General features: G+C 37.9%; 20 protein-coding genes. All 20 read right to left on the bottom strand.

Annotated elements, in window-relative coordinates; genetic code table 11:
* Positions 1–22 precede the first annotated feature (22 nt).
* Entirely contained in the window at positions 23–943 is a 921-nt protein-coding gene (locus AC4BHP_RS07270; RefSeq protein ID WP_066100249.1) for a dipeptidase, read from the bottom strand.
* 119 nt (positions 944–1,062) lie between these two features.
* The gene (gene spoVS, locus AC4BHP_RS07275) at positions 1,063–1,323 is read right to left on the bottom strand and encodes a stage V sporulation protein SpoVS (RefSeq protein ID WP_066100252.1); all 261 of its coding nucleotides are present in this window, start codon (positions 1,321–1,323) and stop codon (positions 1,063–1,065) included.
* Positions 1,324–1,458: 135 nt separating this feature from the next.
* The gene (locus AC4BHP_RS07280; protein ID WP_066100255.1) at positions 1,459–2,256 is read right to left on the bottom strand and encodes a TIGR00282 family metallophosphoesterase; all 798 of its coding nucleotides are present in this window, start codon (positions 2,254–2,256) and stop codon (positions 1,459–1,461) included.
* A 111-nt stretch (positions 2,257–2,367) separates the two neighbouring features.
* Complete coding sequence (rny, locus tag AC4BHP_RS07285) at positions 2,368–3,927, bottom strand: ribonuclease Y (RefSeq protein WP_066100258.1); 1,560 nt, start codon at positions 3,925–3,927, stop codon at positions 2,368–2,370.
* Between the two features lie 535 nt (positions 3,928–4,462).
* On the bottom strand, positions 4,463–5,506 hold the full coding sequence (gene recA, locus AC4BHP_RS07290) for a recombinase RecA (RefSeq protein ID WP_066100261.1): 1,044 nt from the start codon (positions 5,504–5,506) through the stop codon (positions 4,463–4,465).
* A 258-nt stretch (positions 5,507–5,764) separates the two neighbouring features.
* Positions 5,765–7,012, bottom strand: a complete 1,248-nt coding sequence (locus AC4BHP_RS07295; RefSeq protein ID WP_490551794.1) for a competence/damage-inducible protein A — start codon at positions 7,010–7,012, stop codon at positions 5,765–5,767.
* 43 nt (positions 7,013–7,055) lie between these two features.
* Complete coding sequence (gene pgsA, locus AC4BHP_RS07300) at positions 7,056–7,634, bottom strand: CDP-diacylglycerol--glycerol-3-phosphate 3-phosphatidyltransferase (RefSeq protein WP_066100270.1); 579 nt, start codon at positions 7,632–7,634, stop codon at positions 7,056–7,058.
* Positions 7,635–7,715: 81 nt separating this feature from the next.
* Positions 7,716–8,603, bottom strand: coding sequence for a helix-turn-helix domain-containing protein (locus tag AC4BHP_RS07305; protein WP_066100274.1), 888 nt, complete (start codon positions 8,601–8,603; stop codon positions 7,716–7,718).
* 18 nt (positions 8,604–8,621) lie between these two features.
* Positions 8,622–9,416 (bottom strand): DUF3388 domain-containing protein, encoded by a 795-nt coding sequence (locus AC4BHP_RS07310; RefSeq protein ID WP_066100277.1) that lies wholly within the window; start codon positions 9,414–9,416, stop codon positions 8,622–8,624.
* Positions 9,417–9,530: 114 nt separating this feature from the next.
* A complete protein-coding gene (ymfI, locus tag AC4BHP_RS07315) occupies positions 9,531–10,256 on the bottom strand; it encodes an elongation factor P 5-aminopentanone reductase (RefSeq protein WP_066100280.1) in 726 nt (241 codons plus the stop codon).
* Between the two features lie 244 nt (positions 10,257–10,500).
* Positions 10,501–11,787 carry an EF-P 5-aminopentanol modification-associated protein YfmH gene (gene yfmH, locus AC4BHP_RS07320; RefSeq protein WP_066100283.1) on the bottom strand — a complete coding sequence of 429 codons (1,287 nt, stop codon included), beginning with the start codon at positions 11,785–11,787 and terminating at the stop codon, positions 10,501–10,503.
* Positions 11,787–13,064 (bottom strand): EF-P 5-aminopentanol modification-associated protein YfmF, encoded by a 1,278-nt coding sequence (yfmF, locus tag AC4BHP_RS07325; protein ID WP_066100285.1) that lies wholly within the window; start codon positions 13,062–13,064, stop codon positions 11,787–11,789. Before yfmF ends, yfmH begins: the two co-directional genes overlap by 1 nt.
* Before the next feature lie 262 nt (positions 13,065–13,326).
* A complete protein-coding gene (locus tag AC4BHP_RS07330; RefSeq protein WP_066100288.1) occupies positions 13,327–14,286 on the bottom strand; it encodes an ABC transporter permease in 960 nt (319 codons plus the stop codon).
* Positions 14,287–15,339, bottom strand: a complete 1,053-nt coding sequence (locus AC4BHP_RS07335; protein ID WP_066100291.1) for an ABC transporter permease — start codon at positions 15,337–15,339, stop codon at positions 14,287–14,289.
* Complete coding sequence (locus tag AC4BHP_RS07340; RefSeq protein WP_066100293.1) at positions 15,339–16,865, bottom strand: ABC transporter ATP-binding protein; 1,527 nt, start codon at positions 16,863–16,865, stop codon at positions 15,339–15,341. Before AC4BHP_RS07340 ends, AC4BHP_RS07335 begins: the two co-directional genes overlap by 1 nt.
* Before the next feature lie 180 nt (positions 16,866–17,045).
* A complete protein-coding gene (locus tag AC4BHP_RS07345) occupies positions 17,046–18,131 on the bottom strand; it encodes a BMP family lipoprotein (protein WP_066100296.1) in 1,086 nt (361 codons plus the stop codon).
* A gap of 53 nt (positions 18,132–18,184) precedes the next feature.
* Complete coding sequence (locus AC4BHP_RS07350; protein ID WP_066100299.1) at positions 18,185–18,910, bottom strand: GntR family transcriptional regulator; 726 nt, start codon at positions 18,908–18,910, stop codon at positions 18,185–18,187.
* A gap of 477 nt (positions 18,911–19,387) precedes the next feature.
* Positions 19,388–20,473 (bottom strand): BMP family lipoprotein, encoded by a 1,086-nt coding sequence (locus AC4BHP_RS07355; RefSeq protein ID WP_066102259.1) that lies wholly within the window; start codon positions 20,471–20,473, stop codon positions 19,388–19,390.
* A 443-nt stretch (positions 20,474–20,916) separates the two neighbouring features.
* Positions 20,917–23,250, bottom strand: coding sequence for a DNA translocase FtsK (locus tag AC4BHP_RS07360; protein ID WP_490551795.1), 2,334 nt, complete (start codon positions 23,248–23,250; stop codon positions 20,917–20,919).
* A 110-nt stretch (positions 23,251–23,360) separates the two neighbouring features.
* Positions 23,361–23,570, bottom strand: coding sequence for a YlzJ-like family protein (locus AC4BHP_RS07365; RefSeq protein ID WP_490551796.1), 210 nt, complete (start codon positions 23,568–23,570; stop codon positions 23,361–23,363).
* Position 23,571: the final 1 nt, after the last annotated feature.

Here is a 23,571-nt window from a genome sequence, read left to right on the forward strand (position 1 = left end):
AATAGCGTATTCAATTCAACCCCTATTGGCCATATCTTGATGCAAAATTATCAAATAAGAAGTGACGGACATCCTCTTCCTTATAATACTTCAGCAGCTCGTTAACCAGATTACTATATTGTTCCACTCTGCTGAGAGAATGTACGCTTGTTGTCGTCCCATCAAAGTCAGATCCAAATCCTACATGACGGGCACCTCCAAGTGAACAAACATGTTCCAGATGCCTCAATACATCAGTCAAGTTTGCCTGATTGGTACCTGTTAAAAATTCAGGGACAAATGTAAGTCCCATAACCGATTTTTTTTGAATTAATGCTTTAATTTGTTCATCACTCAAATTTCTTGGATGATCAACTAGCGATCGGCAATTTGAGTGAGAAGCAATTGGTCTGCTATGTATTTCCATGCAATCCCAAAATGCTCTCTCCGATAAATGAGATACATCACACCAGTTGTTCGTAACATTCAACAATTCAACTACCTTTTTCCCAAAGGCGGTTAGACCGGCAGCGCGTTTTTCCAATGCACCATCAGCGACCAGATTAGCCCAGTTCCATGTCAACCCTACCACTGTAACACCAAGCCTCAGTAATAGCTTCAACTTCAACATGTCGTCGCCAATACAGTCACAACCCTCCAACATGAGAATCGCACCTGTCTCTCCCTCTTTAAGCCTGCCAATATCCTTATACTTTCGAATGAATTTTAACTTCCCTGTGCCAATTATTTGGTCATAAAAAATATCCACCATGGCAAGAGCTGCATCAAAGCGGATAGAAGGATGTACATTTTCCGGTATATAAATAGCGAAAACTTGTACTTGTATATTAGCTGCTTTCAAACCAAGATTTGTTACCTCTAGCTCCCTGCTATGATAAAAGTCCAATTTTGGATTAAGAAACAGCTTCATTAACACATCACAATGTGCATCAAATATTCTCATTTAAGCTAATCCCCCATGTTATGTTAGCTTCGGTTAACAAAAAGGAGCATCCTCCCGGTCGGAGAATACGCCTACCGATCCCTTATCAGAGTCAGCTCCAGTTTTACTGCAGTTTCATTTCACCGTGGTTCTATAATTAGTTTTATGGCGGTACGTTCCTCACCATCAATTAAGATATCTGTAAAAGCAGGAATGCATATAAGATCCATCCCGCTGGGTGCGACGAATCCTCTTGCAATCGCTACGGCTTTTACTGCTTGATTTAATGCACCTGCACCTATTGCTTGGATTTCTGCTGCTCCTCTTTCTCTAAGTACTCCAGCCAGCGCTCCAGCCACAGAGTTGGGATTAGATTTTGCTGAAACCTTTAATATTTCCATTTCTGGTCCTCCTCATCTTATTCCAAGACATGTCCCCTAGTGAGTATGTTTTTTCTGTTAACTATATTCATAATGAACAAAAGATATACCATACAAAAAAGCCAACCCCTATAGGTTGGCTCCTCGCAATCGTTTTTAATAAAAGAATGGATGATCTTCATTAATTAAAATTCTCTCAGTTTTTTTCGCTTTGCCCGTTTTAGGATCTAAATCAATAATTAAACCACTAAGTACAGCTCTTCCCTCTTTTGGTACTTCAAATCTCACAGGCAGGCTTGTTAAGAATTTCTTGATGACAGCATCGCGTTCCATTCCTAGAATACCATCATAAGGCCCTGTCATTCCTACGTCAGACATGTAAGCAGTTCCTTTAGGCAGAATTCGGTTATCAGCTGTTTGGACATGTGTATGGGTCCCAACTACCGCTGACACTCGTCCATCCAGATACCATCCCATTGCCTGTTTTTCACTGGTTGCTTCAGCATGCATGTCAACAAATATAAATGGCGTTCGCTTACTGGCCTCTTCTACCAATTTATCTGCACATAAAAATGGATCATCAAGCGCAGGCATAAAGGTTCTGCCCTGCAGGTTAATAACAGCCAATTCAAACTGATTCATCTTAACAAAGGAAAGTCCCGTGCCCGGTGTTCCCTCCGGAAAATTCCCAGGGCGCACCAGATATTTTGCTTCTCCTATAAATTCAAAAATATCACGATTGTCCCAGGAATGATTACCAAGTGTAATGATATTAGCTCCGTACTCAAGTAATTCTTTATAAATTTTTTGGGTAATCCCTCTTCCAGCTGCAGCATTTTCTCCATTAATGATGACAAACTGCGGTCTATATTTTTCCTTTAACTTCCCTAAATATTCTTTCACCATTGCTCTTCCAGGTGATCCAACAATATCCCCTATAAATAATAACCTCATTTTCGCTTTCCTTTCTTTGAAACTAGGCCAAGATTATCTTTGGTATAGTTTAACTTTTTTGTTTAAAAAAGTTTCGATCTCCAAAAAAATAAAGCGGTGAGGAACACCGCTTTATTTTGCATATTCAACTGCTCTGGTCTCACGAATAACCGTCACTTTAATATGTCCCGGATAGTCCAGTTCATCTTCAATACGTTTTCTAATATCTCTGGCTAATCGGTGTGCCTCTAAATCATCAATACTTTCAGGCTTAACAATAATACGAACTTCTCGTCCTGCCTGGATTGCAAATGATTTTTCAACACCTTCATAGGATTCAGAAATATCCTCAAGTTTTTCAAGGCGACGAATATAGTTTTCAAGCGTTTCACTTCTAGCTCCAGGTCTAGCTGCAGATAATGCATCAGCAGCTGCTACCAGAATGGCAATTATAGATTTTGGTTCGGCGTCTCCATGGTGAGAAGCAATACTATTAATGACAACAGGATGTTCCTTGTACTTCGTAGCAAGTTCCACTCCTATTTCCACATGGCTTCCTTCTACTTCATGGTCAATCGCTTTACCGATATCATGCAATAGTCCAGCGCGCTTTGCCAATGTAATATCTTGACCAAGTTCTGCTGCCATCAAGCCGGATAAATAAGCTACTTCCATCGAATGTTTAAGCACATTCTGACCATAGCTTGTACGGTATCTTAAGCGGCCAAGAATTTTTATTAAATCTGGGTGTAAGCCATGAACCCCAACTTCAAATGTTGTTTGCTCACCGATTTCACGGATATGCTCATCGACTTCCCTTCTTGCTTTATCAACCATTTCTTCAATACGAGCCGGATGGATACGCCCATCCTGAACAAGCTTTTCAAGGGCAAGTCTTGCAGTTTCACGTCTAATTGGATCAAATCCAGATAAAATGACAGCTTCAGGTGTATCATCAATAATTAAATCGATTCCCGTCAACGTTTCAAGTGTTCGAATATTACGTCCTTCTCGACCGATAATTCGACCTTTCATTTCATCATTTGGAAGATTAACAACAGAAACGGTCGTTTCGGCCACATGATCTGCTGCACAACGTTGAATCGCAAGTGACAAGATTTCACGTGCCTTTTTGTCTGCTTCTTCCTTCGCTCGGTTATCGCTCTCTTTCATCATGATTGCAATATCATGTGATAGCTCTTTCTCAACACGATCAAGGATAATGGCTTTTGCTTCTTCTCTAGTCAGGCTAGAAATACGTTCAAGTTCAGAACTTTGAGCTTGAATTATCTCGTCCACTTTGCTTTCCATCTGTTCAATATGCTGTTGTCTTTGGTTCAGAGAATCTTCTTTCTTCTCCAATAAAGCCTCACGTTTATCTTGAGAGTCTGCTTTACGGTCCAGATTCTCTTCTTTTTGTAGAATTCGATTTTCCTGTCTCTGTAATTCAGTTCGTCGATCACGAACTTCCTTTTCAGCATCAGTCCGAAGCTTATGAATCTCATCCTTTGCTTCAAGAAGGGATTCCTTTTTCAAGGCGTCCGCTTCACGCTTTGCGTCCTCAATAATTTTTTCAGCTGCGTTCGTTGCGCCGGATATTTTAGATTCAGCTATAGATCTTCTTAACAAATAGCCAACAACTGCACCAACAATTAGGCCAAGCAAAATGGAGATGATAGCGATTGGATCCATCATTACACCTCCTCTTGCTATTAACTTTTTTAATCTCTTTTACTACATTGTTTTCAATTCTGGCATGTACATCATCTAAAAATATACAGCACAATCGCTTTTAGGCATGTCATAAAAAAAGATATTAATACATTTCTATTGTAAAGTTATGAAAATTTGTTGTCAAGAGCAAGTCCTGACGCTCTTTTAATCGTTTTTAGAAAATACAGACAGATATACAATTTTCGTGACCCTATCCACCTAGGTCATAGTTTCTAATAATACTCTCCACTTTAAGACAGCCGCTTCCCATTAAGTTGAGTAAAAGTACAAAAGCCGAAGAAATTATTTGTTTTTCGCATCTTTTCTAATAAAGTTATAGATTTTTCTCAAACAACACTTACTGATTGATCATACTCTGCCAGTCACAATACTACCTAAATATTATTTCTTTCATGATTCTCTTCAGAAACAGCTAAATTTATAATAAAACACACCCTGAGGCCCACCTATAGAAAGAGCAAACCCATAATCAGGTTTGCCCATTACAAACTACTTATTCAGGTAAATCAAATTTATCCATTTCCTCTGCTGCTTCAACCACTTTCGCTTCACCGTTTAATCCATAGGCTGAGCGGATTTTAATGGAAATTTCATCCCGAACATCTGGATTTTCTTTTAAGAAGAGCTTCGCATTCTCTCTTCCCTGTCCTAAGCGATCTCCATTATATGAGTACCAAGACCCACTCTTTTCAATAATATCCAATTCAGAACCAATGTCGATGATTTCTCCTTCTTTGGAAATACCCTCACCATACATAATATCAAGTTCTGCCACTTTGAAAGGTGGAGCCACTTTATTTTTAACAACCTTTACTTTAGTCCTGTTCCCTACAATATCATTTCCCTGTTTCAGTTGTTCTGCACGTCTTACTTCAAGGCGAACCGTAGAATAGAACTTAAGAGCACGACCACCTGGAGTTGTTTCTGGGTTACCAAACATAACACCAATCTTCTCACGGATTTGGTTGATAAAGATTGCTATGGTGTTAGATTTATTAATGGATCCAGAAAGTTTACGAAGAGCCTGAGACATTAAACGGGCTTGTAGACCCATATGAGAATCTCCCATTTCACCTTCAATCTCAGCTTTTGGTACTAAAGCAGCCACTGAGTCAACAACGATAATATCAATTGCACCACTTCGTACAAGCGCCTCAGCAATTTCCAATGCCTGTTCACCTGTATCTGGTTGGGAAAGTAATAATTCATCTATATTTACGCCAAGCTTTTGTGCATATGCCGGATCTAAAGCATGTTCTGCATCAATAAATGCTGCTTGTCCACCCTGTGCCTGTACTTCAGCAATTGCATGTAAAGCTACTGTCGTTTTACCGGAACTCTCCGGTCCATAAATCTCAATTATTCTACCTCTTGGATATCCACCCACACCGAGGGCTGAATCAAGAGCAAGCGAACCACTTGGAATGGTAGAAACCTTTCTGTCTGCTCTTTCCCCCAGCTTCATTACTGAACCTTTACCAAATTGCTTTTCAATTTGTTTTAGCGCCATATCGAGCGCAGCTTGACGTTCACTCACAGTTTATTTCCTCCCCATATCTATATAAAAACATTACATGTATAATTTAGAACTTATTTATACTATACCTCATCTGTCCCCATTTAACAAGTAAAAAAGCGAACATTTATTCGTATTGTTTTAATGGTAATTTTGCTAATAAATTTAAAGAAACTCTCTAGCAAACAGAATGCTTTTAGCAGTAATTAAAGTAAAACTAAAATTATCTCAATTTTATAAACAATAGAAATCCCCAACCATATAAGTTGGGGTTTTCTATTATGCATATAACTCTCTCAACTTTCGGATAAGAAAATGACAGCCATACTTCATGCTTCTTACCCGATTAACCTCACGCATACCGCCTAAGTCCAATCTCTTTGCGTACGTTTTCTGACCGGAAATGGCTATACCGATATAAACAGTCCCTACCGGATGACCTTCCAATTCATCTGGTCCAGCTACTCCAGTAAAACTAATCCCAATATCAGATTGGAGCATGGCTTTAATATTATCAGCCATTTCCATAGCACATTGCTCACTGACAACTCCATATTGGTCGATGGTTGATTGTTCGACCTTCAAAAGCTTTTCCTTTGCTTCATTGGTATAAACAACAATACCGCCCTTAAGGATTAAACCGGCTCCCTGTATATCCGTCATTTTTTCCTGAAACATTCCGCCGGTTATGCTTTCTGCTGCCGATATTGTAAGCTCATTTTCTTTTAAAAGATTGATAAGTTCAGTCATAATAGTCGCATCATCATATCCGTAAAAATATTCTCCCACACGCGAAAGAATTTTTTCTTCTGTCTCTTTTAATAGTTTGTCAGCTTCTTCAATAGATTCATGTTTAGCTGTAATACGAAGAGTTACCTCTCCATCTGAGGCAAGAGGCGCTATTGTCGGATTACTTTGCTGATCCAGTAAATCTTCTATTTCTGTTTCAAGCTGTGATTCCCCAATACCAAAGAAACGGAGGACTCGGGAATCTATACGCTCCACCCTGTCCATTAATCTCAAAAGATAAGGAACTGCAAAATTTTGATGCATTGGCTGCATTTCACTTGGAGGACCTGGTAATAAAATGTGAAGAATATCCCCATGAGACACAACCATTCCGGGAGCCATTCCATTTTGATTAGGGAATACTTCCGATCCTCCAATAACCAATGCTTGCTTCCGGTTGTTTTCTGTCATCACCCGTTTTATTTTCTTGAAATATTCTTCAATATTTTCCATAGCTTTTTGGTCTGTTATTAATGTTTTACCTATATGGGCAGCTACAACTTCTTTTGTTATATCATCCTTTGTTGGTCCCAACCCACCAGTGTATATTATGAGATTTGCTCGGGATTCTGCAATTTCAATAGCCTTTTTTAATCGTACAGGATTATCCCCAACTACTGTATGGTAATATACGTTAATACCTATCTCTGCCAGGCTTTTTGATATAAACTGAGCATTGGTATTTGCAATCTGTCCAAGTAATAACTCAGAGCCTACCGCTATTAATTCTGCATTCATTCTGTCACCCGCCATTTAACAAGTTATATTTAGAATGATACCCTTATTTAGAATTTAAAAACGCATGTTTATTCTTAGCAAAGTAATCCCAGCCAGACCATAGAGTAAAGAATAAGGCTACGTAAAGAGCTATATCAGCAAACGGGAAATTAATCCACGCAAATGGTAGATTATGCAATAGTAATGCAGCTATAGCTATGATTTGAGTCCATGTTTTAATTTTACCCAATTGATTCGCTGCAACCACTTCACCTTCACCGGCTAGAACCAGGCGAAGACCTGTTACCGCAAATTCACGGCTGATAATTAAAATAACAATCCAAGCAGGGGCCAACTCGTATCCTACAAGGATAATTAATGCTGCAGATACAAGAAGTTTATCTGCCAACGGATCAAGAAACTTTCCAAGGGTTGTGACCAGATTATGTTTTCTAGCATAATATCCATCAATCCAATCAGTAGTGGAAGCAATGATAAAAATGATAGCTCCAACAAAATGAGAGATAGGCAACTCCACATCGTTAATCACCCACGTTCCCCAATCAATGGATGGAAGCATGATAATCATAAACACAGGGATCATGCAAATTCTGGAAATCGTTATCTTGTTCGGTAAATTCACTTGATGTTCCTCACTTTACTTTTAAATTTTATTTATAAAAGGATAGACGAGAGAAGGCCATCCATTGATGACCTTCCAATCTTACTCCTTCGTGTAATCAATCGTTATGTTTTGAACAATCAGTTCACTTTCATACTCCAGTTTTTCATCATTAACAAAAATTTCAGTGTCTGGAGTTTTCCCTATATTCATGACTATTTGATTATCATCTGAAAGATCAAAATCCTGGCTTTCTCCATTTTGAATCACCCCATTGAAGAGATTTTCTCCCTTGGAGTTTTTAACAGATACCCATGTCTCGCCGGTAGATTTTACTGATACCTTAAATTCATCTGTATTACTTAATTCATATGTTGTATTTTTTCCATTCGCGGAGGTCACTTTCAGCTCAGCAGAACCTGCTTCTTCCGGCTCTTTAGATTCTTCCTCAGCATTCTCTGGATTACTTTCTTCTTCTGTTTCCGCTTCTTCTTTCTCATTGGTGTTTTCTTCTTGGTTTGTGGATTCACCCTGCTCAAGTCTTACAGGGTCACCGTTTTGATTAACTGTCCCTGTGTCATCATTATTACCAATGGCTTTTGCTACAAAGTAATAAATAATAGCCACTACTGCAACAAGGAACACAGCTATCAAAATTTTAGGAAGTACTTCCATCCACTTTGAATGCTGTACTGGCAATGTTTTTTTCGATTGCACTCTAGATAATTTTTGAGGAATCTCCTCCTGCTGAACTGCCGCAGGAATATCCGTTTGATGCTCCGCAAAAAGCTGTTCAGGATCTAATCCAACTGCTTCAGCATATTGTTTAATAAACGCTCTGACATAGAATTTGCCCGGCATCATTTCATAATTGCCTTCTTCTATACCAACAAGATAACGCTTTTGTATTTTGGTTATCTGTTGAAGGTCATCCAGGGTTAATCCTTTAGACTCTCTGGCTTCCTTTAATACTTTACCTAATTCCGTCATATAAACACCTTCTAATCACTAAAAATCAAACGATCCAAATTCGGATCCTCCAAATAAAGAGGACTGTTGGTCTACTGCTTCATATGTGATCTCTTCGTTCGGGTCATTACGTAGTTCAATAATATAATCAAAATCGTTCATTGTATACTCTGAATTTTGTACAAACACATCAGGATGTTCAACAACTTTAATTGAATCAAGTCTCATGATCTCACGCACAAGCTGCCAATGCCTTTCATTGGCTCTGCGAGTTGAAACAATCCCATCCAGAATAAATAAGTTATCTTCATTGTATTCATCTTCAATTAATTGATTTCGAACGGTTTGTTTTAATAAGGTGGAAGATACAAATAACCACCGCTTATTCGCACAAACACTTGCAGCAACAATCGATTCAGTTTTACCAACCCGGGGCATACCCCTGATTCCAATTAGTTTATGGCCTTCCTGTTTAAAAAGCTCGGCCATAAAATCAACTAGAAGCCCAAGATCTTCTCTTACAAATCGGAATGTTTTTCGATCATCTGCATCTCTTTGTATATAACGACCATGTCTGACTGCTAACCGATCTCTTAATTTCGGCTCTCTAAGTTTAGTTACTTTTATCGTATCCATTGTTTGCAGAATTGATTCCAGGCGTTCAATTTGACGATTATCCTTCGCCAAGAGAAGCATACCTCTTCTCCCCTCATCCACACCATTGATGGTTACGATATTTATGGAGAGCATTCCTAGCAAAGAAGAAATATCCCCTAACAAACCGGGACGGTTAATTTTAATTTCATATTCAAAATACCATTCCTTCTTGTCCATACCGTTCCCCCTAAGAGAAATATTTGACAAATTCCTTCAATATTTTCCCTATATCCTATCATATCTGATTTACTGACGAGTGGAAAGCAAAATACATAGTGTAGCATTAAATACTTATGTATTCCATCCGCCATTCACACTGATAATCTGCCCTGTTATATAACTGGAGTCTTCTGAGAGGACAAAGGAAACAACTCCAGAGATATCCTTCGGATGCCCCAGCCGCCCCATTGGGATTTCTTCTTCCAATTCTCTAAGCTCTTCAGAATCGAATCGATTGAGCATAGGTGTGGAAATTGCACCGGGTGATATAGCATTTACACGGATTCCAGAAGGTGCAAGCTCCTTCGCAAGTGCCTTGATAAAAGAATTCTGTCCACCTTTTACCATTGAATAAAGAACTTCACAGGAAGCACCCACTTCTCCCCAAATAGAAGTAATGGCAATGATACTGCCATCTTTTTTTTGTATTAACTTAGGAACTAGTCCTTTAGTCAATAAAAAGGGAGATGTAATATGTAATGAAACCATCTGTTTGGCTCGGTCATCGGTTATATCTGTTATTAAACCAAAATGACTGTCACCGCTATTTAGTATTATCGTATCAATTTGATTAATTTCGTCAATTATAACTTGATGTCCGCCATCTTTACTTAGATCAGCCTGAATTACTTTCACCTGTATTTGAAATGGTTTTAACTGATCTAAAAGCGAATTAATTCCGCTAAGATTACGGTTATAATGGAGATATAGATTCCAGCCCTCTGCAGCCAAACGTAATGCAATTGCTTGACCAATTCCTCCACTAGCACCCGTAATGAGTGCATATTTTCCATTCATAATAAAAACCCCTTGCCGTAAATAACACTTACAATACTTTTCATTATAAAGCTTGAAGATGAAAAGTAAAACCACCAATTGAAAATAGTCAATTGTTTCTAATATAAGCTTCTTTAATCCTACCAAATAGTTATCGTAAACCAGTGAATCAGTTAAGCTGGTTAATTGTCCGTTTACCTTGTATTATATAAACAAATTTAAATACAAAAAGAGCCAAAACCATTACGGCTTGGCTCTTACCCATTCAGGATGGAAGTATTTGAAATACTGACATTCTATCCTCATCTATAAATTCCTGTACTGCTTTATTCACTTCATCATAGGTCAAAGCTTCCAAAACAGTCACAACATCAAATAGCTTCATGTCATTAAAAGCATATCGTGTAAATTGATTGGCTATCGATTCAGGTGAATTCAATGACCTGAGGAAGGCACCAATTTTCTTCTTACGAATTGAATTTAATTTTTCCTCTGTTACAATTTTTCCTTCGCGGGCCGCAAAAAGAATATTTTTCAATTCTTCCTCTAAATGATCCGGCTTATCTGTATCACTGCCGACCATTCCAAATCCAAATCCATATTCCTGTGTATAATCATAAAAGAATGAATGGTCAATTAACCCTTCAGAATATAGTTTTTCATAATACTCGGAGCTTTTTCCAAAAGTCATATCCAGAAAGAGGTTGATAGATAGCTCTTGTTTTAATAAATCAATCCCCTGGAGAGTTGGATTATTTGCCTTCAATCCAACCACACACTTAGGCGTCTGGACATGCATATTGGTTGAGCGTTTTTTAGTAGCGACATTAGCCGGCTCTGCATCAAATTTCCGTTCGATTTCCCCACGTTTATCGAAGTTTTTCTTAGCCTGGTTGTCACGAACTTGCTGCATGATTGTTTCCGGATCCAATGGCCCTGTAATAAACAGAAGCATGTTGCTTGGATGATAAAATGCATTGTAGCACTTATAGAGCAGTTCTTTTGTTATTCCTGAAATCGACTCAATGGTACCAGCTATATCAATTTTCACAGGATGATTATGATATAGATTTTCAATAATACCGAAATATAATCTCCAATCTGCATTATCATCATACATGGTAATTTCCTGGCCAATAATCCCTTTTTCTTTTTCCACACTCTTATCCGAGAAATATGGTTCCTGGACAAAATCAACTAATGTTTCTAAATTTTTCTCTACATCCGTTGTACTGGAAAAAAGGTACGCTGTTCGAGTAAAGGATGTAAAAGCATTGGCCGCTGCACCTTGTTTACTGAACTGCTGGAATACATCACCATCTTCTTTTTCGAACAATTTATGCTCTAGGAAGTGCGCAATTCCATCCGGGACCCTGGAATATTCATCTGCACCGGGCTCTTTAAAATGATTATCGATTGATCCATATTTAGTTGTAAAAGTGGCATAGGTCTTATTAAATCCTTTTTTCGGAAGGATGTACACAGACAAACCATTATCCATTTTTTCGAAATATAATTCTTCCTGAAGCTGGTCAAATAGTATTTTCTCCATTACTCAGTCACCTCATCTCCACTTAAAAAATAGATCGTATCCATTTGAATTTTTTCTCCACAAGCCACAATTTCATCCTTTGTTACTCTATCAATCGAAGACAACCAATCATCCAATGGTTTATCAACAGCGGCAACCACATTATGATATAGAACTTCTGTTAGACCACGGGAGGTGTCGATCGTTTCGAGCAATTGATTTTTAATGATTGCTTTTGTTTGTTCCATTTCTTGATCCGAAAATTCGCCCTTTTTCATAGCTTCCATTTGTTCTTTTATGATCGTTACTGCCTGATTATAATTTTTATTATCAATGCCGGACATAACCATTAAAAGACCTTTATGACTTTCAAGTCGTGATGCGGCATAATACGCCAAACTTGCTTTTTCACGAACGTTTATGAAAAGTTTAGAGTGTGAAAACCCTCCAAATATCCCATTAAACATTTGCAAAGCAAAATAATCTCGATCGCCATAAGTGATATTTGTTCGGTAGCCAATATTCAGCTTACCCTGTTTGATATCCTGCGTTTCTTTCAGTTCTTTCACTTCAAGGATATCATGTTTATTATGCATAACCCGTTCAGGTTTTCTCTCCGCGAACTGAAAGTATTCACTAGACATTTGCGTTACCCTGGCTTCATCCAAATCCCCAATTACATAGAGGTCCAATTCATCTTCGGCAAACGCTTTTTTATAATAATTGTATAGGGATTCAGGAGTGATTTCATCGACTTCGCTTATAATCCCGTTTGCTTCCAGCCGATAATTTTCTTCCATACACATTTCCTGAGTTAAGCGTAATGAAGAATAACGCATTTTATCATCATATACAGCCTGCAGCCTTTGTTTCAGAGCACGCTTTTCCTTTGCAACTGTATCCGCATCAAAAGCATCTCCCTTTACATTAGGATTAATCAAAACATCATGTAAAAGCTTAAACGCTTGTTCCAACAGCGGTTCAGGCTTGGATAAAAATCGTTCATTTACCATTTCCATTTGAAAACTCATAATATGATATTCGCCTTTTTTACTGACATCTGTAAAAAGACTGGCTCCATATAATTGATCTAGATGGGAGCGGAAAGCTGTAGATGTTGGATATGCAGCTGTATTACTTTGCAGGACATTTGGCAACAAAGCTCTATATGTAACGGTTTCTTCCTTTAAAGGTGCTTTCATCTTCCAAACAAGCGTCGTTGTTTTAAATTTCTTAGTTGGTACAAAATGAATCGTAATGCCAGCTTGTTTTAGTTTAATCTCATCAATAACTGCCATATTTTTGACCTCCCTTTACTCAATGTTATGCAGGTTCTTAACCATATTGTTCGTCTCAAGGATTTTTTTTAAACCTTTAGTTTGAATATACAGGTTAAATGGAATGTAAATCAAGGAACTGACCCTGACCTTCTTTCATTCTTTCTTCTAAATTCGATCTAATTAAAATCGACACGCTTTAGGTTAGAAAAAAAAAGACAAGGACTGCTCTTGCAATAAGAACAGCACTTGTCTTTGATTAAATCATGAATGAGTTTACCTTTTAACGTTTTCCTTTGATATATGGCGTACCGGATGCTTTTGGAGCATCTGCACGTCCAATAAATCCTGTTAAAGCCAGAATCGTTAATACATATGGCAAAATTAACATATATACATTCGGAATGTCACTAAAGAATGGCAGCATTGAGCTTACAATACTTAAACATTGCGCAAATCCAAAGAATAACGCTGCGCCCATTGCACCAATTGGATGCCATTTACCGAATATCATAGCTGCAAGCGCCATAAAACCTTGTCCGGATATTGTCGCATGAGTAAAGTCTAAAGCAATAGTCGAAGCATAAATAGCTCCACCCAACGCTCCCAGAATTCCACTTAAAATAACACCAATATAACGCATTTTATTAACGTTTATCCCCATTGTGTCAGCGGCCATTGGATGTTCACCAACTGAACGAAGGCGTAAACCAAACGGTGTTTTATAAATGGCATACCAGCAAATCACAGCAATCACAATCGCCAGAATCGAGGTTAAATATACATCTGAGAATAAAATTTTACCCAATACAGGTATATCACTTAAACCAGGTATATCAAAACTGTAAAATGGTTCAGCAATTTTATCAGTTTGGCCTTTTCCGTAAACTAATTTCACAAGGAACATACAAGCTCCAAGCGCCAACATATTAATAGCTACCCCACTGACTGTTTGGTCAGCCCTGAATGTTATAGATGCAACTGCATGCAATAGGGAGAAAATCCCACCAACTACCATAGCTACAACTAATGAAATCCAAGGAGTCCATTCATGAAATGTATCTGCAAATGTCAAGTTGAATACAATGCTTGTAAAAGCACCAACTACCATTAAACCTTCTAATCCAATATTTACTACACCAGAACGCTCAGAAAATACACCACCGAGGGCTGTCAGAATAAGTGGAGAGGCGTAAACAAGTGTAGAAGGAACAAGTATCGCTAGTATCTCTAAAAAACTCACTTATTCCACCCCCTTTTTCTTGCTAAACTTTCTCAGCATGAGACGAATAACATAACTGGATGCAACAAAGAATATGATTAAAGCTATAACTACATCAATGATTTCAGTTGGTATTCCAGTTTCCATTGGCATATTTAATGAACCATATTTCAATCCACCGAATAATAAAGCTGCAAGCACAACTCCAATCGCTGTATTAGCACCTAGTAATGCAACTGCGATTCCGTCAAAACCTACTCCTGTATGCGCCCCTTTTACACCAATATACTCGAATGTTCCAAGTCCTTCCATAGCACCAGCAAGTCCTGCAAAAGCACCAGAGATCAGCATGGCATAAACTATATTGCGATCTACACTGATACCTGCATATTTAGATGCATGCTGGTTAAAACCGACAGCTTTTAATTCGTAGCCTCTTGTTGTTTTCTCTAATAAAAACCACATTATGATTGCTCCAAGAATAGCTATCGCAAATCCCCAGTGTAATCTAGAGTTAATCGTCATTTCAGCTAAAAAGTCAGAACGTAAAGATGCTGATGGAGCAATCTTTTCAGTTTTGTCCATGTTATCTGTTAAAACGTAAGTGATAATATAGTTAACTACATGAAGAGAAATGTAGTTCATCATAATGGTTGTTATAACTTCATGCACTCTAAATTTAGCTTTTAAGAGACCTGGAATGAATGCCCATAAAGCACCAGCTAAAGCAGCAACAATGACCGCAAGCGGCAAATGGATGATTTTAGGAAGGTCAGTAAATAACGTTCCAATCCAAACAGCACCTAACCATCCCATTAAAAACTGGCCCTCAACACCAATATTAAAAAGTCCAGTCCTAAATGCAAAGGCAACGGCTAAACCTGCAAGTATATAAGGGCTCACTTGACGGATTGTCTCACCTATTGCATAGGAATCATAGAATATACCATCCCATAAAGCTCCATAACCAGCTATCGGATCATAACCGCTGACCCACATTACGATAGCACCTGCGATTAAACCGAGCAAGACAGCTATAACAGGGATTAATAAGTTCGATAATCTTTTATACATTAGCTTTTCCCCGCTTCCTTAACCTTACTTCCTGCCATTAATAATCCGAGTTCCTGTTCAGTCGTTTTCTTAGGATCAACAATAGCCACAATGGAACCTTCATATATAACAGCAATACGGTCACTAACATTTAAAATTTCATCCAGCTCAAAGGAAACAAGCAATACTGCTTTCCCCTGATCTCGTTGCTCAATTAAACGTTTGTGAATGAACTCAATAGCTCCTACATCAAGGCCACGTGTTGGCTGAGCAGCAATTAACAAATCAGGATTTCGATCTATTTCACGAGCAATGATCGCCTTTTGCTGGTTTCCTCCAGACAAAGCTCTTGCCGGAGTATACTCACTTGGAGTACGAACATCAAACTCTTTAATTAAAGTACGAGCTTTATTAAAGATATTTTTATAATTTAAGATTCCCCATTTTGAAAGTGGTTTTTGATAATATGTTTGGAGAACCATATTCTCGCCAATTGAATAGTCTAGTACAAGACCATATTTATGTCGATCCTGAGGAATATGCCCAATTCCTGTTTCTGTAATTTTCCTTGGACTCTTCTTCTGGATTTCAGTCCCATTTATAGAAATGGTACCGGATTCTGGTTTTCTCAGGCCAGTGATTGCTTCAATCAGCTCAGATTGTCCATTTCCATCGACACCTGCAATCCCCACAATTTCTCCTGCACGAACGGATAGGTTAAGGCTTCGAATTGCTTCAACACCACGGGAGTCTTTAACTACAAGATCTTGTATATTCAATACCTCTCCACTTGGATTTGCATCCTGCTTCACAGTTGTAAAAACCACTTCTCGCCCTACCATCAGACTCGCTAATTCATTAGGATTCGTTTCACTGACATTTACAGTACCAATTCCTTTTCCTTTACGAATAACCGTACAACGGTCACAGACTTCCATAATCTCTTTAAGTTTGTGAGTAATCAGTATGATGGATTTACCTTCAGTGATCAAATTTTGCATGATCTGTATTAACTCTTTGATTTCCTGTGGTGTCAATACGGCTGTAGGTTCATCAAAAATAAGAATGTCAGCTCCACGATATAGAGTTTTAAGGATTTCAACCCTTTGCTGCATACCTACAGAGATATCAGAAATCTTGGCATCCGGATCAATTTTCAATCCATATCTTTCTGATAACTGCCTAACTTCCTGGGCAGCCTCTTTTAAATCAATTTTTCCACCTTTGGTGGGCTCCTTACCAAGAATAATGTTTTCTGTTACTGTGAACGTATCAACAAGCATGAAATGCTGATGCACCATTCCTATGCCCAAGTCATTTGCAATATTTGGGCTTGTAATTTTTACTTCCTTACCATTTACACGGATTTCCCCTTGTTCTGGCTGGTAAAGACCGAACAAGACATTCATTAACGTGGATTTTCCTGCACCATTTTCTCCCAACAACGCATGAATCTCACCTTTTTTTAATTGCAAGGTGATATCATCATTTGCGACGATGCCCGGGAACTCTTTACGGATGTGCAACATCTCAATAACATAGTCCACAGTTTTTTCACTCCTTTTTCCAGAGAAGATTCATAAGTAAGATGACAAAAGAAAAGTTGCCAATCTAGTTTTAGCAACCTTTCCTTTACCATATTGCTTAAAGGTCTGATGTCAGACTGACATCAGCCAAGGTAATCGCAAGGGATAAGGATCACATCCTCATCCCTTACTAGGAAGTGCTTATTTTAAGAATGTATCTAAATCTTCACGAGTAGATGGTACTTTAATTTCTCCACTCTTAATCTTTTCTTTATATTCTGCAACTTTAGTTTTAATTTCATCTGACAAGTTTTCTTGTGAAGGTGCGATATCAACTGCATCATTTTCTAAACCAAATTCAACATTTTCTCCGCCAGGGAATTTGCCTTCCTTAGCAAGATTGGATACTTCCACAACTGCCAAATCAACACGTTTAATCATAGATGTTAATGTGATATTTTTGTCTGTACCAGGTACATCACCTAATGCTGCTTGGTCAGAGTCAACCCCAATAACCCAGATTTCTTTGCTTGGATCATTTTTAGTGATGTTAACTGCTTCTGTAAATACGCCTTTACCTGTTCCGCCGGCTGCATGGTAGATAATATCAATACCGGATTTATACATTGCTTGTGCTGTAGCTTTACCAATATCAGCTTTATTAAAATCACCTGCATATTTTACCTGAACATCTGCCTCAGGTTTAACTGATTTAACACCTGCTATAAATCCGCTCTCAAATTTTTTAATAAGTTCACTTTCAACTCCACCAATAAATCCAATTTTATTGGATTTAGTTTGCATCGCGGCTACTACACCTACCAGGAAGGATCCTTCATGCTCTTTGAATGTGATACTTGCCACGTTATCAACATCTACAACAGAATCAATTAATGCGAATTGGCTCTTAGGATTTTGCTCGGCAACTTCTGTAATGGAGTCAGACAATAAGAAACCTACCCCATAAATAAGGTCAAATTTTTGTCGTACCAGCTGATTTAAGTTAGTAGTGTAATCAGCATCAGATTTGGACTGGAGGTAATCATAACCGTTTTTACCTTTTTCAAGATTGTTATCTTTACCAAACTGTTGTATACCTACCCAAGCGGATTGGTTAAAGGATTTGTCATCAACCCCGCCTGTATCTGTTACCATGGCAACTGTGAAATTGTCCTTACCTTCTGTTTCACTGCTGTTACCTTTCTCTTCTTTGTTTCCACAAGCACCTAAAATTGTGCCCGCAGCCAGAACTAGTGACAATGCCATTCCAAATTTGCGTTTTTTCAAGGTCTTAACCCCCTATATTTTTTTGGCAGTAGTTCTCTTATTTTGCGCATAAATTATGTTCTTTTACGCAAAATATGAAAGCGAAATGTATCCGCTTTAAAGAAGTTGGCCGAGTATAGATATGGTTTGTCCTTACTATCATAGTGAGTTTGTTTTAGTAAAAGCAGAGCAGTGTCCAATTTGCAATTTAAAATAGGTGAAATCTTTTCGTGATAGCCATGTGGTTCGATATCAGCCACAGCGTATGTAATTTGTATACCGGCAGTTCTTTCTAAGACATGAAGTAATGATTCCTCTTGATAAAGAGATGGTTCCGGTAACACACGAACAGGTATCTTGTCCAAGCAATAAACGACAGGTTCCCCATTAGCAGTTCTGACTCGCTCGATTACTAAAAACTGATCCTCAATTTGACAGTCGAACCTTCGCATATCTTCTTCTGTTGCACCCTCTATGAATGAGTTTAAAAAAATTGTTCCTGGTTTCATGTTCGCTTCGCAAATCATATCTGTCACACTCTTTAATTGTTCAATTCCCGAAGAGAATAAAGGAGTGGAATTCACAAAAGTACCTACCCCATGCCTGCGTATAATCACATTATCCTCTTCCAAAATTCTGAGTGCTTCTCTTAATGTCGCTCTACTCACACCGAGTATTTTGGCCCATTCAGACTCAGATGGCAATTTTTCATGCTCCTTATAGATACCGGTTCTTATGTCCTGTCTAATCTTGTCGATTACTTGCAGATATAATTGTCGGTTGTCGTGTCTGATAGACATACTCTTTTCCCCCAGGAAATTTCCCACTCTCATTCTATTGATGTTATCTACTAACCACTCATAATTTATCATGTATTTCCAAAGAAAGAAATAGCTATTCACAAAAATATCATATTTTGGAAGCGTTACCTTATCCGTTTTTTTCCACGGAAATGTCGAAAAAACCCTGGTATATCTGACTTTTTTTCACGTAAGTCTTTTTTCCTACAAAAAAAGTTTATATATTATAAATATTCTGTTAAAACATAAACTGAAAAAAAATTCAATAAATATCTATTTTCCATCTAATCGCTAGGCTACCCTTTTGTACCATGTGACTGACTTTTAATATTTTTCTAAAATACCTTTCATATTCTTCTAGCCTAATTACGAAAGACTGGCATCGTGGTCCATCCTCAAAACTATTTCCCTTTGCTAAGTCCTAATAGGTCCTTTAGAGATTAAAGGGATAAGGACCGAGGCCCTTATCCCTTTATCTTATTTTAAAAATGCATCAAGTTCTTTTTGAGTAGATGGTACTTTTATATCACCATTCTTAATTTTACCTTTATATTCATCAACTTTTTTAAGTATATCGTCAGATAAGTTATCTTTAGTCGGTGCAATATCAACACCGTTATTTTCAAGACCAAACTCTACGTTCTTTCCTCCTGGGAAGGATCCTTCCATCGCTTGTTTTGAAACTTCTTGTACAGCTAAGTCAACACGCTTAACCATGGAGGTGAGCGTTACGTTCATGTCTGTACCGCTGATTTCACCTTCATCAGCTTGGTCTTTATCTACACCAATTACCCATATATCTTTTTCAGGATTGCTTTTCTTAATGTTTTTTGCCTCAGTGAAGACTCCTTTACCACCATTTCCTGCTGCGTGATAAATGACATCAATACCTGATTTATACATAGCTGATGCTGTTGCTTTACCAAGAGATGCATCACTGAAACTTCCTGTATATTTCACTTGTACTTCAGCATTAGGATTTACTGTTTTAACACCAGCAATAAAGCCCTTTTCAAATTTTTGAATTAGCGGGTTCTCTATTCCACCTACAAAGCCAACTTTATTGGATTTTGTTTGCATACCGGCAATAACACCTACAATAAATGAACCTTCATGCTCCTTGAATGTGATACTTGCAACGTTATCAGCTTCAACCACTGAGTCGATAATTGCAAATTTCCCATCCGGATTTTGATCAGCCGCTTCTTTAATTGCATCCTCCATTGTGAATCCGACACCATATATTAAATTATACTTTTGGCGTACAAGTTGGTTTAAGTTTGTGGTGTAATCAGCATCTGATTCAGATTGCAGGTAGGTATAGCCGTTTTTACCTTCTTTTAATCCATTCTCTTTACCAAAAGCTTGAATACCTTCCCATGCAGATTGATTGAAGGATTTGTCATCAATACCACCTGTGTCACTAACCATTGCGACAGTGAAATTATTTTTCTCATTGGCCGTGCCGCCTTCATTGCTCTCCTCTTTGCTTCCGCAAGCACCAAGAATGGTACTAGCAGCTAGCACAAGAGACAAAGCCAGTCCAAATTTACTCTTTTTCAACATAACAACCTCCAAAATAATTAGTCGGTGCTCCATATAGTATGAGCTTTTCCCTATCCTTTTACACATAACATCGTTTTAGATGAATCTGTTAAATGATTATAGAAAATCCATACTTAAATGGTGCATTGTGTACTTGGGTACAATTTTTCGCTTTTGTATTATACAAATATGTACAATAAATAAGTGCATGTACTTCTTATCCGGAAAAATTATTTCCTGATAATTATATATATATATGTTTGCTAATTCGATTTTAATTTAACATGAATTTAAGTAAAAATAAATAAATTATCCTAATATAAAATTATTGATAACTTTTTGAAAAAATACTCACTTATAAAATTTCTTTACAGTTCAAATTTCAGTTATTTAACATACTAAAAAACCCAAAAGTTAGTTTTTTAATCTAACTTTTGGGTTTGGTACCTATTCTACTCTTTTTATGAATTACTCGCCTGATCATAGTCCTTAGCAACAAGTACCGTTCTTGGTTTGCTTCCTTCATACGGACCAACGACACCTCGAGCTTCCATCTCATCAATCAAACGCGCAGCCCTTGTATACCCGATTCTGAACCGTCTTTGCAGCATCGAAACGGAGGCAGTTTGCATATCAGCAATTAATTTTACGGCTTCATCATATAAATCATCCGTTGATTCAGTTACTGTATCCTGAACTTCATCTGGAATCATATTCTCTTGATATTGGGCTCTTTGCTGAGAGATCACGAAGTCTACTACATCTTCGACTTCCTGATCTGATAAAAAGGCACCTTGTACCCGTACAGGTTTTGATGCACCTACAGGTAAGAATAACATATCTCCTCGACCGAGAAGTTTTTCTGCCCCTCCCATATCCAATATGGTTCTCGAATCAATTTGGGAGGAAACACTAAAGGCAATCCTTGATGGTATGTTAGCTTTTATAACTCCTGTTATAACGTCTACAGAAGGACGCTGTGTTGCTATAATCAAATGTATACCTGCAGCCCTCGCCATTTGCGCAAGCCTTGTTATCGCATCCTCCACCTCGCTGGACGCTACCATCATAAGGTCTGCCAACTCATCCACAATGACAATTATATATGGCAATAAAGGATTTTTTTCGCCTTCTTCTAAATTTTGTCTCGTCACTAAGTCATTGTACCCCTCAATATTTCGGGTTCCTGAATGGGAAAACAGCTCATAACGTCTTTCCATTTCCATAACAACTTTCTTTAATGCCTGAGCTGCTTTTTTAGGATCCGTTACAACTGGAGCCAATAGATGAGGAATTCCATTATAAACATTTAGCTCCACCATTTTTGGATCAATCATCATCATTTTAACTTCATGAGGTTTTGCTCTCATGAGTACACTAGTAATGATTCCGTTAATACAGACACTTTTCCCGCTTCCAGTTGCTCCGGCTACGAGTAAGTGAGGCATTTTATTCAGTTCAGCAGAAACTGCTTCACCTGATATGTCTCTACCCAAAGCAATTAATAGTTTAGAACCGCTTTTTTCAGAAGGCTGTACCTCGAGAACCTCTCTTAATGAAACGACTGCCACATCTGAATTAGGCACTTCTATCCCAATAGCTGATTTACCTGGGATTGGTGCTTCAATACGTATATCCTTAGCAGCGAGCGCCAATGCCAGATCGTCTGATAATGACACAATCTTACTAACCTTTACACCTACATCAGGATGTACTTCATATTTCGTAACTGCAGGTCCTAAATGAACTTGAGTGACCCTAGCTTTCACTCCAAAGCTTTTAAAAGTACTCTCTAATTTCTCAGCATTTGTATGTATTAATTCATATTCTCCACTTTGATCTGCTTTTTTTGGTGACTTCAATAGCGATAATTTTGGCAGTTTATAGTCCACATTTTCAACTTCTGTAAAATTCATATGTGGCACAGGTTCAGCAGGGGCTTCTGTGCTATCATTTGGTTTACTTATCTGATCATCATTTTTCTTATCATCAATTTCCTCATCCAAATAGGCACGATCAGCAAAATTCGAAATAATTCTTTCTTCAAGTGTATCTTCTTTTTCTGGATTACTTCCCTCATCTTCTAGTACTGAGGAAGCTTGTACCGTTTCACTTTTACTTTTAGCTTTCTGGTTTTTGTTTTTATTCTTTGAGGTCTTAGGCTCTCGCAGTTCTGCCATAAACGACTTCCACTGGCTGACGATAAATCTTCCAATCGCACCAAGTACTTTGCCAATTGAATCACTTAAACCTTTACCGGTTATAAGAATTAAACCTGCAACAATCAATAAAAATGAAATAAATTTACTGCCGGCATCTGCAAATAAAAAATGGAAGACAGCATAAAGAATTGCACCTATCATCCCACCGCCAAGATCAATGGTACTCGCTGTTCCCTGTAATTCCATCCAAAAGATTTCCCAGGTATTTAAAATGACACTTGGCTGGGTAAATCCATTATTAGAGGACAAATTCTCAAATAAAATAATATGTGAAGAGAGTAAGATTGCTAAAATAATGAAGTATATACCGACCAGCTGGCGTTTAAAAAAGAATGGAATCTCTCTTTTCCACATTAGGAACACACCAAAGGCCATTAAGCCAAGTAGAAGTAAAATGTACCACTCACCCATAAAAAACCTAGAAAGAAACACGAATGAAGTACCTACTGCCCCAAGCTTTGCCATCGCAATCGCAGAAAACCCAAAAATAGAAAGTCCCGATATTTCATATTTTAAAGTTGACTTTATTTGGTCACCTTTTTTGGAGCGAGATTTCCTTTTTTTCTTACTCATTCGACCACCCGTATTTCATATAGAATTAAAAACGAAAGAAAGCAGCCAACTTGGCTGCCTTTACCCCGTTCACCTTTTATTATAGCATAAATAATACACACTGACTGCTATTACAGGTTGTTAATTACCGCTCCTGGCGCAAGTGTCTCTGATAAGAAATCATTCGGATCTGTACTGATAATCCGGTTAACCTTTACTGATCCATTAGGTAATCTTTCACCAATAAACGGAATACCATCCTTCTTAAACATTTCATGGCTGGCTTGATATAATTCTTCATACATCAAAGTATCTAAAGGCAAAATTGTATAAAAAGTCATA

Source organism: Pradoshia sp. Z4_20 (assembly GCF_058216035.1).

Coding starts and splice junctions, on each gene's coding strand:
- AC4BHP_RS07270 (WP_066100249.1), bottom strand. CDS start 943: ATGAGAATATTTGATGCACATTGTGATGTGTTAATGAAGCTGTTTCTT.
- spoVS (WP_066100252.1), bottom strand. CDS start 1,323: ATGGAAATATTAAAGGTTTCAGCAAAATCTAATCCCAACTCTGTGGCT.
- AC4BHP_RS07280 (WP_066100255.1), bottom strand. CDS start 2,256: ATGAGGTTATTATTTATAGGGGATATTGTTGGATCACCTGGAAGAGCA.
- rny (WP_066100258.1), bottom strand. CDS start 3,927: ATGGATCCAATCGCTATCATCTCCATTTTGCTTGGCCTAATTGTTGGT.
- AC4BHP_RS07295 (WP_490551794.1), bottom strand. CDS start 7,012: ATGAATGCAGAATTAATAGCGGTAGGCTCTGAGTTATTACTTGGACAG.
- AC4BHP_RS07305 (WP_066100274.1), bottom strand. CDS start 8,603: ATGACGGAATTAGGTAAAGTATTAAAGGAAGCCAGAGAGTCTAAAGGA.
- AC4BHP_RS07310 (WP_066100277.1), bottom strand. CDS start 9,416: ATGGACAAGAAGGAATGGTATTTTGAATATGAAATTAAAATTAACCGT.
- ymfI (WP_066100280.1), bottom strand. CDS start 10,256: ATGAATGGAAAATATGCACTCATTACGGGTGCTAGTGGAGGAATTGGT.
- yfmH (WP_066100283.1), bottom strand. CDS start 11,787: ATGGAGAAAATACTATTTGACCAGCTTCAGGAAGAATTATATTTCGAA.
- yfmF (WP_066100285.1), bottom strand. CDS start 13,064: ATGGCAGTTATTGATGAGATTAAACTAAAACAAGCTGGCATTACGATT.
- AC4BHP_RS07335 (WP_066100291.1), bottom strand. CDS start 15,339: ATGTATAAAAGATTATCGAACTTATTAATCCCTGTTATAGCTGTCTTG.
- AC4BHP_RS07350 (WP_066100299.1), bottom strand. CDS start 18,910: ATGTCTATCAGACACGACAACCGACAATTATATCTGCAAGTAATCGAC.
- AC4BHP_RS07360 (WP_490551795.1), bottom strand. CDS start 23,250: ATGAGTAAGAAAAAAAGGAAATCTCGCTCCAAAAAAGGTGACCAAATA.
- AC4BHP_RS07365 (WP_490551796.1), bottom strand. CDS start 23,570: ATGACTTTTTATACAATTTTGCCTTTAGATACTTTGATGTATGAAGAA.